Below are 12,596 nucleotides of genomic sequence, written 5' to 3'. Positions count from 1 at the left end.
CAACGCCAGGCGGCGGGCAACGCCTCCAGCGGCCCCGGCGTTCCGTACTCGCCAGTCACGCTGACAGGGCTCCAGCCTTCGCCTACCCGGTGCGGCCTCTCCCCGAAATCGCATTCCAGTACCACCACAGGACGTACGCGGCGACGGCCCAGACCAGGAGCCGGCCCCCGATCACCGATAAGACCGACACGGTGAACGCCAGCTGAACCAAGGGGAGCGAGAGCGACCGCACCACCAGCTGGGTGAGGACGTTCAGCAATCCTGAGAGCACCCAGAGCCCACCCCAGGCGATGACGAGCATGAGGCCCGGATCCCTCCGGCGTCGGTAGAGGGCGAGCCCGAACCAGACCAGCGCCAGTCCGACCAGCGGCTCGATGAACAGGGCCGCGCTGGTAATGGCGCTGTACACCGGGAACACCTGCACGCGCTTACCTCCCCGGCCGCAGGCAACCATGCCCGGCCTAATTTGTGCCTTGTCTAGATTATGGAGCAACTCCAGATGCCTGGCAACGCACCCGACCGGGTCAGGCAGACGCAAAGCGCCCGGTGCATCTGCACCGGGCGCCAGAAGTCTTCCGCTGCTTAGCGGCGGGGGCCGCGCTCCGGACGAGGCTGGGCCTCGTTGACGGTCAGCGCACGGCCGGCCCACTCCGCACCGTTCAGGGCGTCGATGACGGCCTGGGCCTGGTCGGCCGGGACCTCGACGAAGCCGAAGCCGCGGCTGCGACCGGTCTCCCGATCGGTGGCGATACGGGCGCCGAGCACCTCAGCGTGCTGCGAAACCGCGTTCTGGAGGTCCTCAGGCGTGACGGCCCAGGGAAGGTTGCCGAAGTACAGGGTCTTGGTCATTCGCATTCTCTCTCCCATCATCTCAGGATATTTGGATTCGCGTTCGGGAGGGAGACGCGAGGAATTCGCCCGTAACCCGGCAAACCAGCGCACCGCTCACCAAGCCGCTAACCAATGACAGGGTACGCTTTTTTCGAGCGGAATGCAACCCCCGATTTCCATTACCGGTGCGGGTCGCCCCAGCGGCCCTTGCGGCTCGGGTTGCCAGGGCTCCCCGCCCTGGGGTCCAGCTCGCTCCCAACCTCATAGTTGGCCATGGCGTCAGCGTCGCGCCAGCTGCCGCGCCGCTGGGCGAGAATTCGCCGCAACCCCTGCCCCGCTTTTAGTTTGCCGATCTTGTTGCCCGGCATACGCACACCTCCCGGTAGCCTAGTCTTCCCGGCCGAAGCGCCGCATAGGTGCGCATGCCGCCGCGAAATCTACCCGGAGCATGTGGAGCAGGAGGTCGGAGCAGGCGATGCAGATCACCCTCAGGGCGAAATCGGCGTACACGGGGGATTTCCTCTTCGCGATCGCGGTGTCAGGCGACGGCAGGTGGCGCTACGAGAGCCGGGTCATTGAAGGTGCGCACGGGCGGCTCTCCGACGCCGACCGTGCGCAGCTCAAGGCGCTATACGACAAGGTGGACTGGGGCAAGGAGGTCCTGAACGGCCCGCTCTCCCGGGACGCGCACGTCCATTTCGAGCTGGAGGTCACCCACGACGGCGGCGACCAGCGGCTCTACCAGTTCGACGACGACATGCACAACCGGTCCTGGCAGTTCCGGGACCTGGTGCACTTCCTCCGGCACAACGTGGCCACCGCAGGCGCCCCCGTGGGGGAGCCCGCCGAGTTCGCCGCGCCCTCCGGCCCGGAGGAGCACCCGCCGCTGCCGATGTAGGTCAGGGGGCCGGGTTGATCGCCACCGCGTAGCGCCGCTCCAGCAGCGCCAGGAAGGCGTTGACGGCGGCGCTGCGCCGTTCGCCGCGCCTGAGGATCAGCGAGGTGGTCCGGCTCGAGCGCGGCAGGCCGGGCACGTTGAGCCGCACCAGCTGCCCGCCGTCCAGCTCCCGCTGCACGGCGGAGACCGGCTCCAGCGCCACGCCGAAGCCCAGCCCCACCATCGTCTTGATCGCCTCGTGGTTGTCGAACTCCATGACGAACTTGGGCTGGATGCCCATCTCCTCGAGGATCTGGTCGATGGTGTTGCGGAACCGGGCGCCCCGCACGTAGCCGATGAAGGGCAGGCGGGCGAGGTCGGCGTTGCCCAGGACTGGGGGCAGGTCGGCCGCGAAGGACGGGCTCGCCACCGCCACCAGCGGGTCCTCGAAGAGCGGGATCACGTCGATGCGCTCGTGCACCTGGGGCGTGGTGATCAGGCCGAGGTCGACCTCGCCGTGGAGCAGCATCGCCACCGTCTCCCGGTTGTTGCCGGTCCTGACGTTGATCTTCACCCGGGGGTGCTCCCGGACGAAGGCCGCCAGCAGATCGGGCAGGGTGAAGAGGCCGATGGTGTGCACGCAGCCCACGGTCACGCTGCCGCTGCCCGGCGACCGCAGCTCCTGCACGGCCGCCTCGCACTGGGCGACCAGGTGAATCACCTGGCGGGCGTAGTCGTAGACCAGCTCGCCGGCCGGCGTCAGGTGCACCTGCTTCCCCTGGCGGGTGAAGAGCTGCACCTGCAGGTGATCCTCCAGGGCGCCCACCTGCTTGGTCACCGAGGGCTGTGTCAGGTTCTGGACCTGGGCCGCCCGGGTGAAGGAGCCCTCCTCCACCACGCGGCAGAACGTGATCAGGTGCTGCAGCAGCATCGTACTCCCTCCTGTGCCGCGGACGGTGGTAACCAAATGCCCAATGGGAATGGGAAGGCAGCAGATCTCTTCCCATTCATTATAGATTCGCCCGGTCACCCCGTGAAGTCCTCACCGCAGTATTCCCGCAGCAGCCGGTCCGCCTCCGCCACCGCATCGGGATCCGGAGGCCGGGGGCCGTAGCGCGCCTGGTTGTAGACGGCGGTCACGGCAGCGCTGGCCCGCTGCGCAGAAGGCTCCAGCGCGGCCAGGGCGCCGGCGTAAGCGGTGGGCGTCTCCGCCGGCCGCCGGGGCCGGCCGTGCCGGGCGCCCCAGCGCTGGAGCGCGCGGAAGAGCGCCCTGGGGCTCCCCGGCGGCACGGGCTCCTCCCAGGGCAGGCCGTCGCCTCCGGGGCCCTTTCGCCGCCTGCGCACCAGCGACCGCAGGTCCTGCCAGAGGGAAGCCCAGAAGCCCAGGCTGGTCCGCTCCTCCTCCACATCCACGTCCCGCCGCCGCACGGCGGTCAGGCGGAAGAGCCAGGCGGCCAGCAGGGCCACGGTCAGCAGCACCAGCAAGGCCCGGATGACGGGACCGTAGTCGAGGTCGGTCAGCACCTCTGCGGGCGGGTCCGGCCGCCCCAGCTCGATATCCTCGCCCCCGCCCTGCTGGGAGGGCTCCTGCATGGCGGCGCGCCGCCGGAGGTACTCGAACAGCGGGGCGATCAGCATCGCCCAGCGAACCACGATCAGCATCGCCGCCTCGACCACGAGGCGGTAGACCGGCGCGACCACCCCGCCGGCGGCGGACAGGGCCGCGGCGACCCGGTCGACGGTGAGCACCGCCGAGGCCGCCAGCGTCAGGACCACCAGCGCGACCACGAATCCCGTCACTGCCGGCGAGACGGTGCCGCCAGACTGCTCTCCCGCCTCGTCATCGCCCAGCAGCGCCCGCTCGCGCGTCACCACCAGCAGCGCCAGCCCGGCCGCAAAGAGCAGCACCACGCACCACATCAGCAGCAGCTGGACGGGCTCCTCCTGGCCCCTGCCGAGCAGCAGCAGCAGGACGATGCCCGTCACCTGCAGGGCGACGGGCAGCCAGGCCCGCTCGAACAGCCGTCCGTACTCGAGCCCCTCCAGGGCGTGGCGGGCGCCGCGGTACCAGAGCCAGGCCGCCACGGGGATGAAGGCGAGGGCCGGGTTGGCCGACAGCGGCCCGGCCTGCAGCCGCGCGGGCAGGAGGGCGTGGGCGGTGAGGTATGCCAGGGCCGTGCCCGCGGCGAGCGCCACCACCCGCATCCAGGGCGCCCCGTCGCGGCTGCCCGACTCCCAGATGCCGGCCGCGAGGAAGACCGCCAGTGGCAGCCAGGCGCCCGGAACGGCCTCGAACCAGGCCGGGTCGGTGCCCGCCGCGTAGAGGATCAGGAGCCAGGGGGTGGCCACCGCCACCTCGGCCAGACCGGCCAGGAGCCAGCGGAGCCAGGTCGTCCTACCGCGCCAGAACCGCGCCATGCAGACCCTCCTCTCCGCCGACCCGGTAGACGGTGACGCCGGGCAGCTCCGGGAGCGCCACATCCGCCGCGGCGGTCACCACCAGCGTCACGGGCCGGCCGGATCGCTGCGCCCGCAGCACGGCACCCGCCAGCTCGGCACCCACCTGGCGGGTGATCACCACCAGCGATGTGCCGTAGGGCAGTGCGGGCACCTCCAGCGCCATCAGCTCCCAGAGCGGCTGCGGCGAGCCGGTCTGCAGCCGCGCCAGCCCCTCAAGCCCCTGGGCCAGCACGCCCTCGCCCCTGGCGGGCGGCAGGCGCAGGCTGAAGCCCCACTCGTAGACGAGGCCATTGGCGTAGAGGCCCGCAGGCAGCCCCTCCTCGTGGGCCCAGTGCAGGATCGAGGCGGCCAGCGTCGCCCCCGCCTCCAGGGCATCCGTGTCGTCGCCTTCCCAGAAGCGGTCGAACGACCAGGTGTTCAGAAAGATGGCGATCCCGAGGCTGGCCGACGGGTCCAGCAGCTTTACCTGCAGCCGGCCCGCCGCCGCGGTGGCCTTCCAGTGCACCTGGTTCAGCGGGTCGCCGGGCCGGTACTCCCGCACCCCGGCAACGCGGAGCGGATCGGCGAAGAGCCGGTCCCGGGAGGCGAGATCGCCGAAGGGACGGCGCGCCGGCAGGCCCACCTCCTCCAGCGGGAGCACGCGCGGGTAGACCAGCAGGGCGTCAGACGGCGGAACCTCCATCGACCGCTCGGCCCAGCCGAATGGGTCCCCCGTGGTGACGGCCGCCGGCCCCAACCGGTAGACGCCCCGTCGGGTCGCCTGCAGGGTGAAGCGGCGCTCCACCCGCTGGTACCAGCCCATGCTGAAGCGGAGCCGGAGCCGCTCCCGCGCCCGGCTCTGAAAACGCATCTTCTGCGACGCCAGCCGCAGCGCCACCGGCACCGACTCGTCCACCACCACCTGGGTGAGCGGCAGGAGCTTGCGGTTGGTCAGCGAGACCGTCAGGGTCACCGTCTCGCCGGCAAAGCAGCGCCCCTGCTCGAACCGGCGGTCGTACGTCAGCCGGCTGAGGCCGTAGCGGTCCCAGAGGGCCACCAGGGCAGCCACCAGCGCGACCAGCGCCGCAACGAGGAGCAGCAGGCCGCTGCGCAGCCAGAGCGCCAGCAGCAAAAGGCCGGCCACCCCCAGCCATACCAGGCCGGACCGGCCGCCCGGGCGCACCTAGTCCACCCCCCTGGGCACGGCCTCGGCCGGCACCGCCGTGGCCGACAGCACGGCGTCGATCACGCCGGCTGCGTCCTGCCCCCTGAGGCGGGTCTGCGCCGAGCAGATGACCCGGTGGGTCAGCACCGGGCGCGCCAGGTGCTGCACGTCGTCGGGGAGCACGTAGTCGCGCCCCCGCAGGGCGGCCAGGGCCTGGCAGGCCCGCATGAGGGCCAGGGCGCCGCGGGGGCTCACGCCCAGTTCCACCCCGGCGGCGGTGCGGGTCGCCCGGACCAGGTCGACGATGTACTGCTGCACCGGCCGCGAGACGTGCACCTCCGGCACCGCTTGCTGCAGCGCCACGACCTCGTCGACGGACGCGACGGGTTCCAGCTCCCGGTACGGGTCGGCGCTGCGGAAGCGCTCCAGCATCGCCAGCTCCTCCTCCGCCGTCGGGTACCCGGCGGGCAGCTTCAGCAGGAACCGGTCGAGCTGGGCCTCGGGCAGGGGGAAGGTGCCCTCCTGCTCCACCGGATTCTGCGTGGCCAGCACGATGAACGGGCGGGCCAGCGGCCGCGTCACCCCCTCGACGGTCACCTGCCGCTCCTCCATGCACTCCAGGAGGGCCGACTGCGTCCGGGGCGTCGCCCGGTTGATCTCGTCGGCGAGCAGCACCTGGGCGAAGACCGGGCCGGGCCGGAACTCGAACTCGCCGCGCTGCTGGTTGTAGTAAGAGAGCCCCGTCACGTCCGAGGGGAGCAGGTCGGGGGTGAACTGGATGCGGCGGAACGAGGCGTCCAGCGAGCGGGCCAGCGACTTGGCCAGCATCGTCTTGCCGGTGCCGGGCACGTCCTCGATCAGCACGTGGCCGCCCGCGGCCAGGGCCACCAGCAGCAGCTCGATCACCTCGCCCTTGCCCACCATCACCCGCTCGACGTTGGCCCGAATCCGGGCGGCCAGCCCCGCACCTGCCATCTGATCCACGACACGGCCTCCCTGTTCAGCTAAACTGCCAGTTCCTACACCAATTGACGTGATAGCGGAATGGATCGTTCAGCGGAAGTGCAGACTAGCCGCGGAAGCTGGCTCTCGCTCACACCTTCACTTGGTGCGCAGTGCTTGGTACAATGGGGCCAGAAGGACCGAACGGGAGGTGGAGCTCGTGACCGAGAAGCGTAAGTCATTCCGGAACGGCGGCTCCGTCCTGAGCCTCAGGCAGACGGTCCCGTCGGGCTGGCGGGAGGAACGTCCGGCCCTGGCCGGCGACCCGGTGTTCGATTGGGAATCCCAGCCAGAGCCCCCTCGACCCGACCGCATAATCCGCTTTGGCGTGCTGAAACCGAAACGGCAGTCCACATAATGTGCGAGCGCCCCTGGGAGATCTCTCCCGGGGGCGCTCTGCCGCCCATGGGACCGGCGCTGCGGCCGGCTCCTAGCCCAGCGAGGTGCCGTTCTGCTGCCGCAGCGACTCCTCGAGGCGCACGATCCGGATGTTCCGCTCGAGCACCGCCCGGGCGAAGCGCGCCGTCTGCCGCTGCAGCCGGCCGTTCTCCGCCTCCAGCCGCGCGATGAGTGCGCGCCGCTCCCGCTCCTGTGCGGCCAGAAGGTTCATCAGGATCCGGCGGCTGGTCCGGAGCCCCCGCACCCGCTCCTCCAAGAGGCGAATGCGGTCGCGCAAGGCCTGCGTCTCGTCGTAACTCACGTTCGCCCTCCCCTGGCGCGGTTTGCTCCAGGGTAGTTTACCGCCTCGGGAGTGAGATTATGCCAGCGTGCCGCCCGTGCGCTGGTACCAGGCCGAGAGCTCCTTGAGCCTGGCCACCACCTCGAGGCCGACGTTGACGCTCCCCGGCAGCACGGTGCGCGTACCCCGCGGTCCGTGGCTGTCGCTGCCGCCGGTCACCACCAGGCCCGCGTCGCAACCCCAGCGGGCGTAGAACTGCCGCTGCAGGTCGTTGTGGTCGGTGTGGTAGGCCTCGATGCCCATGATGCCCGCGGCGATGGCCTCCCGCACCCAGCGGTCGTCGCCGATCAGCCCCGGGTGCGCCAGCACGGGAACCCCGCCGGCTCGCCGCACAGCCGCGATGGCCTCGTCCGGCTTCAGCTTTGGCCGCGGCACGTAAGCCGGGCGGCCGTGGGCGAGAAACCGCTCGAAGGCCTCCGCCAGGGTGCGCACGACGCCGATCTCCACCAGCTCCGCGGCGATGTGCGGCCTTCCCACCGACTCGCCGCCCCGGGCGAGGATCCGCTCCAGCGAGACCTCACGGTAGCCAAGCTCGTGCAGCTTTGCCACCGCCTGCTCCACGCGGCGCCTCCGCCCGCCCCGCATGCGGGCCAGCAGCTCCGCCATCTGCGGCTCCCCGGGGTCGAAGTAGTAGGCGAGGATGTGCACCTCGGTGCTCCCGACCTCCGTGGAGAGCTCGCAGCCCGGCACCACCTCGATGCCGGCCTCCCGGGCGGCCGCCCGGGCCTCGGCCCAGCCCGCGATGGTGTCGTGGTCGGTGATGCCCACGGCGGCCAGCCCCTGGCTGGCCGCCCAGCGCACCTGCTCCGCCGGGCTCAGGGTCCCGTCGGAGGCCGTCGTGTGGTTGTGCAGGTCCGCCCGGCCCGCGGGCGGCGGCATCGGGATCCGCACCATCTACCGTCCGCCCTCCGCGAAGCGGCGCGCGGCCTCGACGAACGTACGGGTGCCGGCGCCCGTGGCGCCCTCGTCCTCGTACTTGTCGCCGCTGTTTTTCCAGGCCACCGCTGCGATGTCCATGTGTACGCACGGGGTGCCGCCCACGTGGCGCATCAGGAAGAGCCCGCCCGCCACGGTGCCGGCTGCCCGGTTCCTGGTGCTGTTGGTCATGTCGGCGACGGGCGACTTGAGCAGCTCGTAGTACTCCTCGTCGTGGGGCAGCTTCCAGCCCCGCTCCCCTGCCGCCTCAGCCGCCTGGTAGACCTCCTCCTCCCAGGCGTCGTCGTTCGCCACCAGGCCGAAGCGGTACGGCCCGAGGGCGATGTTGGCGGCGCCGGTGAGCGTCGAGGCGGTGACGATCTTCTGGCAGCCCTGGCTCACGGCGTAGGCCAGCCCGTCGGCCAGGATCAGCCGGCCCTCGGCGTCGGTGGAGTGGATCTCCACCGTCTTGCCCGAGAGGCCCGCGATCACGTCGCCGGGCTTGTACGAGCCGCCGTCCGGCATGTTGTCGGTGGAGGGGATGACGGCGATCACGTCGGCCTTCACCTTCAGCCGGGCGACAGCCTGCATCGCGCCGATGACGGCCGCGGCGCCGCCCATGTCCATCTTCATGTTCCACATGCCCTCGGTGGGCTTGATGGAGATGCCGCCGGAGTCGAAGGTGAGCCCCTTGCCGACGAGGCCGAGCCAGGGACCCTGGCCGCCGTTGCCCCGGTAGCGCATCACGATGAGGCGCGGCTCCTCCTTCGAGCCCTGGTTCACCGCCAGCAGCAGGCCCAGGCCCAGCTTTTCGCAGCCCGCCTTGTCGAAGATCTCCACGTCGATGCCATTGGCGCGGCACATCTCGGCCGCCCGCTCCGCCAGCTTCGCGGCGGTGAGGTGGTTGCCCGGGGTCCAGGCGAGGCTGCGGGCGAGGTTGACGCCCTCGGCCACGGCGCGGCCGTGCTCCACCCCGGGGGCGATCTCGTCGCCGCCGAGGATCTGGACGACCTCAACCTCGGGCTGCGGCTTCTTCTCCGACTTCCAGTCGGGCAGCCGGAAGAGCCCGTGCAGGGCGCCCTCGGTGACGAAGCGGGCCGCCTCGGCGGGGTTCATCTCCACGGCGCTGGGGAGTGCGAAGGCGATCGAGCGGGCGCCGCTGGACCGCGCGGCGCGCGCCCCGATTCCGGCCGCCCTGCGCAGCGACCGGTTGCTCACCTTGGCGGCCTTGCCCAGGCCGAGCAGCAGCACCTTCCGGGCCGGCAGCCGCCCCGCCGTGTAGAGCAGGGTGGTCTCCCCGGCCTCCCCCTTGAAGTCCGCGCCCACGACCTGGGCGCAGAGCCCGCCCAGCGCCTCGTTGACGTCGGCCGGAGCCGGGGTGCCCTCGGTCAGGGGCAGGATGAGCACGTCCACCGCAACCTGGGTCGGAGCCTGATTCGTAACCTCAACCATCACGATGCGCTGCCTCCTCGTTGCGAGATCTCGTGCGGGATCGCGGGAACGCTACCTGAGTACCTGCCGGAAGACCCGCAGGTAGTTGCCGCCCAACAACTTGGCCAGATCGGCCTCGCGGTACCCCCGGCGGAGCAGCTCCGCCGTCAGGTGCGGCAGGCGGGTCACATCCTCCAGCCCGGGCGGCATGTCGGCGCCGTCGAAGTCGGAGCCCAGACCCACGTGGTCGGCGCTGCCCAGCAGCTGGCAGACGTGGTCGATGTGGTCCGCCACAGTCGAGAGGGTGGCGGTCTCCTTCCCCATGAAACTGGCGACGAAGGAGATGCCGAACACGCCGCCGTGCGCCGCCAGGGCCCTGATCTGCTCGTCGGTGAGGTTCCGCGGATGATCGTGCAGGGCGCGGCAGTTGCCGTGGGTGAAGAGGACGGGATCCTCCGAGAGCTCGAGGACCTCGAAGAAGCCCTTCGGCGTGATGTGCGCCAGGTCGATGAGCATGCCCAGCCGGTTCATCTCCCGCACCACGTCGCGCCCGAACCGGGTGAGGCCCCCGCCCGCCTCGGACTCGCCCACGCCGTCGGCCACCTCGTTCCGATGGTTCCAGACCAGGCCCATCATGCGCACGCCGAGCCGGTAGTAGTTGCGCAGGAGTGCGAGCGACCCCTGCAGGCCCTCGGCGCCCTCAATGTTGAGCAGTACGGCCAGCTCCCCGGACGCGTGGGCGGCGGTGATGTCATCGGCCCGCAGGGCGAGCCGCACGCCCTCCGCCGCGGCGATCTGGTTCAGCAGTCCGTCGATGGCCTCGCCCACCCGCCGGGCTGCCACGGGGTAGTATACCGGGGCCGGGAAAGCCGCCTGCACGGTGCAGGCCAGCCCGCCCTCCCGGGCGCGTGGCCAGTCGATGTGCCCCATCTCCGACCTTTCGGTCAGCGTGCGCTGGCCGTCCAGCACCGTCAGCACCGAGTCCGCGTGCCCGTCCACGACCGGGTAGCGCCTGTGCAGCGCCACCGCCTGGTCCAGGTGTTCCATTGCGTTCCCTCCTGTGTGGGGTACCAGTAGGAGTGTTTCCACCCGGCCCTGCCAATCCCTTCCCTGCAGACACAAAACCGGCGGGACGCACCCCCCGGGCACAGGAATCCGCCCGACCCAGTCGGGCCGGGCGGTTTATGTTCGCAATCCGTTCCGCTCCACCCTCCGCTATGGACCTCCGGAACCTGCGGATCCTACCGGTTCCCACCGACCGGCTTTACCGGGGCTCCACAATCAGCTTGATGGCCGTACGCTCCTCGCCGTCGATCTTCAGATCGGTGAACGCCGGGATGCAGATCAGATCGACGCCGCTGGGAGCGACGAACCCCCGAGCAATCGCCACCGCCTTGACCGCCTGGTTGAGCGCTCCTGCCCCAATTGCCTGGATCTCGGCGGCCCCACGCTCCCGCAGGCACCCCGCGAGAGCCCCCGCCACTGCGTTCGGGCTCGACTTCGCCGATACCTTCAGCACTTCCATAACCAATGTCCCCTCCACTGGTATTTGGTGGTTGATGAGTTGCTAATATCCTACCATCTTCCAAAGAGACTAGCAAGTGGTTCTGTCGCCACTTCTCGCTCAAGTATGCGCTGGATGCCCGTGGCCCGACCGGTCTCGTCATCCACCTCGATCAGCACCGCCGAGAGGATCGCCGGCCCCGTCGCCGCCTCGAGCCGAACGGGCAGCTGCGTCATGAAACGCTCCACCGCCAGCTCGCGCTCGGCGCCGATCACCGACACCCACGGCCCGCACATGCCCACATCCGTGATGTAGGCCGTGCCACCGGGCAGGATCACCTCGTCCGCGGTCTGAACGTGCGTGTGCGTACCGACGACCGCGCTCACCTGGCCGTCCAGGAACCACCCCAATGCCTGCTTCTCGGACGTGGCGTCGGCATGACAGTCGACAATGATGATCGACGTGCTCTGCCTGAGCCGCTCCACCTCCTCCTCGACGGCCCGAAAAGGATCCTCAAGCAGCTGCGGAGAGAACACCCGCCCCTGAACCTGTACCACCGCCAGGCCTGGACGACCGTCCTTCCGGACGACGCACGAGCCGCCGCCCGGGGTCCCGGGGGGGTAGTTGAGCGGGCGGATGACCCTTGGCTCCTCATCAATATATGTGGCGATCTCCCGCTTATCCCAGGCGTGGTTGCCCAGCGTGATCACATCAACACCCAGGGCGAAGATCTCCCTGCACATCTGGGCGGTGATGCCCTTGCCGCCGGCGGCGTTCTCGCCGTTGACGATCACCGCGTGGGCACCCGTCTCCTTCACAAGCGGGCCCAAGCGCCGCGCCAACACCTCCCGTCCGGTTCGCCCGTACACGTCGCCAAAGAACAGAATTCGCAAGGCGCAGCGCCTCCAGTCCTCATTCCGCCCGGTCAGCCGGTCTGATGTAAATTGCGGTATGCACTATTATAACCCGACGTCCTGGACCTGGGCAGAACTCGAACCCTTTCGTGCGCTCACCTATCAATACGTACAGAAGGGCACAAAAGTTCGCAAACGGAGCGCGAAAAGTTGCCCGGGCGCGCCGGAGGCCGTGAGCCCCGTCTGCGGGGCTCACGGCCTCCCGTCGCTGACCTGCGGTCACTTCTGGAATATCATCAGCCTGCCGTTCTCGCGGATCGCGATGAGGTTCGGCTGCTGGCGCCGGCCGCTGACCGAGGCCATGACCTCCTCGATGAGGTCGTCCTGCGCCATCAGTTCCTCCTCGCCGAAGTACTCCAGGGGCTCGGCCACCACCCGGCTGGGGAACAGGCTGCGCACCGTCTCCACGATGGTGAACAACTCTTCGGGCGTGAGGCTCTGCACGTCCCGCTCGATGGCAACCGCGCTCAGCTCGCCGAACGCGGAGCGGGTGACCTCCACCACCTCGGCCTGCCGCTGGTTCATCAGGTGGTAGACCTCCAGCGTCTCCCGGATGCGGGCCGCGGCCGCGGCGAACTCGTCGTCCTCCATGTACCCTTTCACGAGGAAGGAGAGCCGCAGGGCCTGCTGCACCGGGTCGTACCGCACGGTGGCGATCTCGGGGTAGCGAATGGCATAGCTGACAAGCAGTTGGATAGTGCGAGCCGTAGGCTCACCGCCCCTGCGCATGTTCAACCCGTCATGCCTCCTTCGTGCGGCCAGCATCGCGAATCTTGGAC

Annotated in this window: 15 protein-coding genes; 1 reads left to right on the top strand and 14 read right to left on the bottom strand. The window is 70.1% G+C overall.

Features of this window, described 5'->3' with window-relative positions; genetic code table 11:
- Positions 1–82: 82 nt before the first annotated feature.
- From J2Z79_RS00740 to J2Z79_RS00730, 3 genes are all read right to left on the bottom strand, one after another.
- Positions 83–424: a hypothetical protein gene (locus tag J2Z79_RS00740; RefSeq protein WP_209464927.1), complete on the bottom strand. Its 342-nt coding sequence runs from the start codon at positions 422–424 to the stop codon at positions 83–85.
- A 158-nt stretch (positions 425–582) separates the two neighbouring features.
- Positions 583–849 (bottom strand): RNA recognition motif domain-containing protein, encoded by a 267-nt coding sequence (locus tag J2Z79_RS00735; protein WP_209464926.1) that lies wholly within the window; start codon positions 847–849, stop codon positions 583–585.
- Positions 850–1,010: 161 nt separating this feature from the next.
- Positions 1,011–1,199, bottom strand: a complete 189-nt coding sequence (locus J2Z79_RS00730; protein ID WP_209464925.1) for a hypothetical protein — start codon at positions 1,197–1,199, stop codon at positions 1,011–1,013.
- 107 nt (positions 1,200–1,306) lie between these two features.
- On the opposite strand from J2Z79_RS00730, the gene J2Z79_RS00725 reads away from it, so the two are divergent.
- A complete protein-coding gene (locus J2Z79_RS00725) occupies positions 1,307–1,729 on the top strand; it encodes a hypothetical protein (RefSeq protein ID WP_209464924.1) in 423 nt (140 codons plus the stop codon).
- A 1-nt stretch (position 1,730) separates the two neighbouring features.
- On the opposite strand, the gene J2Z79_RS00720 is transcribed toward J2Z79_RS00725, so the two are convergent.
- The 11 genes from J2Z79_RS00720 to J2Z79_RS00670 all read right to left on the bottom strand — a co-directional run bounded on the left by J2Z79_RS00720 (position 1,731) and on the right by J2Z79_RS00670 (position 12,552).
- Positions 1,731–2,639: a LysR family transcriptional regulator gene (locus J2Z79_RS00720; RefSeq protein WP_209464923.1), complete on the bottom strand. Its 909-nt coding sequence runs from the start codon at positions 2,637–2,639 to the stop codon at positions 1,731–1,733.
- 95 nt (positions 2,640–2,734) lie between these two features.
- Positions 2,735–4,126 carry a DUF4129 domain-containing protein gene (locus J2Z79_RS00715; RefSeq protein ID WP_209464922.1) on the bottom strand — a complete coding sequence of 464 codons (1,392 nt, stop codon included), beginning with the start codon at positions 4,124–4,126 and terminating at the stop codon, positions 2,735–2,737.
- On the bottom strand, positions 4,104–5,330 hold the full coding sequence (locus J2Z79_RS19060; protein ID WP_209464921.1) for a DUF58 domain-containing protein: 1,227 nt from the start codon (positions 5,328–5,330) through the stop codon (positions 4,104–4,106). The genes J2Z79_RS00715 and J2Z79_RS19060 overlap by 23 nt, the downstream gene beginning before the upstream one ends.
- Positions 5,331–6,287 carry an AAA family ATPase gene (locus J2Z79_RS00705; RefSeq protein ID WP_209465049.1) on the bottom strand — a complete coding sequence of 319 codons (957 nt, stop codon included), beginning with the start codon at positions 6,285–6,287 and terminating at the stop codon, positions 5,331–5,333.
- Positions 6,288–6,744: 457 nt separating this feature from the next.
- Positions 6,745–7,014, bottom strand: coding sequence for a translation initiation factor 2 (locus tag J2Z79_RS00700; RefSeq protein WP_209464920.1), 270 nt, complete (start codon positions 7,012–7,014; stop codon positions 6,745–6,747).
- A gap of 57 nt (positions 7,015–7,071) precedes the next feature.
- Complete coding sequence (locus J2Z79_RS00695) at positions 7,072–7,947, bottom strand: PHP domain-containing protein (RefSeq protein ID WP_245301787.1); 876 nt, start codon at positions 7,945–7,947, stop codon at positions 7,072–7,074.
- Complete coding sequence (locus tag J2Z79_RS00690) at positions 7,948–9,420, bottom strand: leucyl aminopeptidase (RefSeq protein WP_245301849.1); 1,473 nt, start codon at positions 9,418–9,420, stop codon at positions 7,948–7,950. It abuts the gene before it with no gap.
- Between the two features lie 51 nt (positions 9,421–9,471).
- Complete coding sequence (locus J2Z79_RS00685; RefSeq protein ID WP_209464918.1) at positions 9,472–10,446, bottom strand: dipeptidase; 975 nt, start codon at positions 10,444–10,446, stop codon at positions 9,472–9,474.
- A 217-nt stretch (positions 10,447–10,663) separates the two neighbouring features.
- The gene (spoVS, locus tag J2Z79_RS00680; RefSeq protein ID WP_209464917.1) at positions 10,664–10,924 is read right to left on the bottom strand and encodes a stage V sporulation protein SpoVS; all 261 of its coding nucleotides are present in this window, start codon (positions 10,922–10,924) and stop codon (positions 10,664–10,666) included.
- A gap of 50 nt (positions 10,925–10,974) precedes the next feature.
- Positions 10,975–11,796 carry a TIGR00282 family metallophosphoesterase gene (locus tag J2Z79_RS00675; protein ID WP_209464916.1) on the bottom strand — a complete coding sequence of 274 codons (822 nt, stop codon included), beginning with the start codon at positions 11,794–11,796 and terminating at the stop codon, positions 10,975–10,977.
- A gap of 240 nt (positions 11,797–12,036) precedes the next feature.
- Positions 12,037–12,552 (bottom strand): hypothetical protein, encoded by a 516-nt coding sequence (locus tag J2Z79_RS00670; protein ID WP_209464915.1) that lies wholly within the window; start codon positions 12,550–12,552, stop codon positions 12,037–12,039.
- Positions 12,553–12,596: the final 44 nt, after the last annotated feature.

This window comes from Symbiobacterium terraclitae (assembly GCF_017874315.1).
Classification (GTDB): Bacteria; Bacillota; Sulfobacillia; order Symbiobacteriales; family Symbiobacteriaceae; genus Symbiobacterium; species Symbiobacterium terraclitae.
Note: the sequence above shows the minus strand (reverse complement) of the source record. Positions and strands in the feature narration are given on the sequence as shown.

Excerpts from the sequence above, each read along its gene's own strand:
- J2Z79_RS00695 (WP_245301787.1), bottom strand. The coding sequence starts at position 7,947 with ATGGTGCGGATCCCGATGCCGCCGCCCGCGGGCCGGGCGGACCTGCAC.
- J2Z79_RS00685 (WP_209464918.1), bottom strand. The coding sequence starts at position 10,446 with ATGGAACACCTGGACCAGGCGGTGGCGCTGCACAGGCGCTACCCGGTC.
- J2Z79_RS00705 (WP_209465049.1), bottom strand. The coding sequence starts at position 6,287 with ATGGCAGGTGCGGGGCTGGCCGCCCGGATTCGGGCCAACGTCGAGCGG.
- J2Z79_RS00690 (WP_245301849.1), bottom strand. The coding sequence starts at position 9,420 with ATGGTTGAGGTTACGAATCAGGCTCCGACCCAGGTTGCGGTGGACGTG.
- J2Z79_RS00730 (WP_209464925.1), bottom strand. The coding sequence starts at position 1,199 with ATGCCGGGCAACAAGATCGGCAAACTAAAAGCGGGGCAGGGGTTGCGG.
- J2Z79_RS00720 (WP_209464923.1), bottom strand. The coding sequence starts at position 2,639 with ATGCTGCTGCAGCACCTGATCACGTTCTGCCGCGTGGTGGAGGAGGGC.
- J2Z79_RS00715 (WP_209464922.1), bottom strand. The coding sequence starts at position 4,126 with ATGGCGCGGTTCTGGCGCGGTAGGACGACCTGGCTCCGCTGGCTCCTG.
- J2Z79_RS00725 (WP_209464924.1), top strand. The coding sequence starts at position 1,307 with ATGCAGATCACCCTCAGGGCGAAATCGGCGTACACGGGGGATTTCCTC.
- J2Z79_RS00735 (WP_209464926.1), bottom strand. The coding sequence starts at position 849 with ATGACCAAGACCCTGTACTTCGGCAACCTTCCCTGGGCCGTCACGCCT.
- spoVS (WP_209464917.1), bottom strand. The coding sequence starts at position 10,924 with ATGGAAGTGCTGAAGGTATCGGCGAAGTCGAGCCCGAACGCAGTGGCG.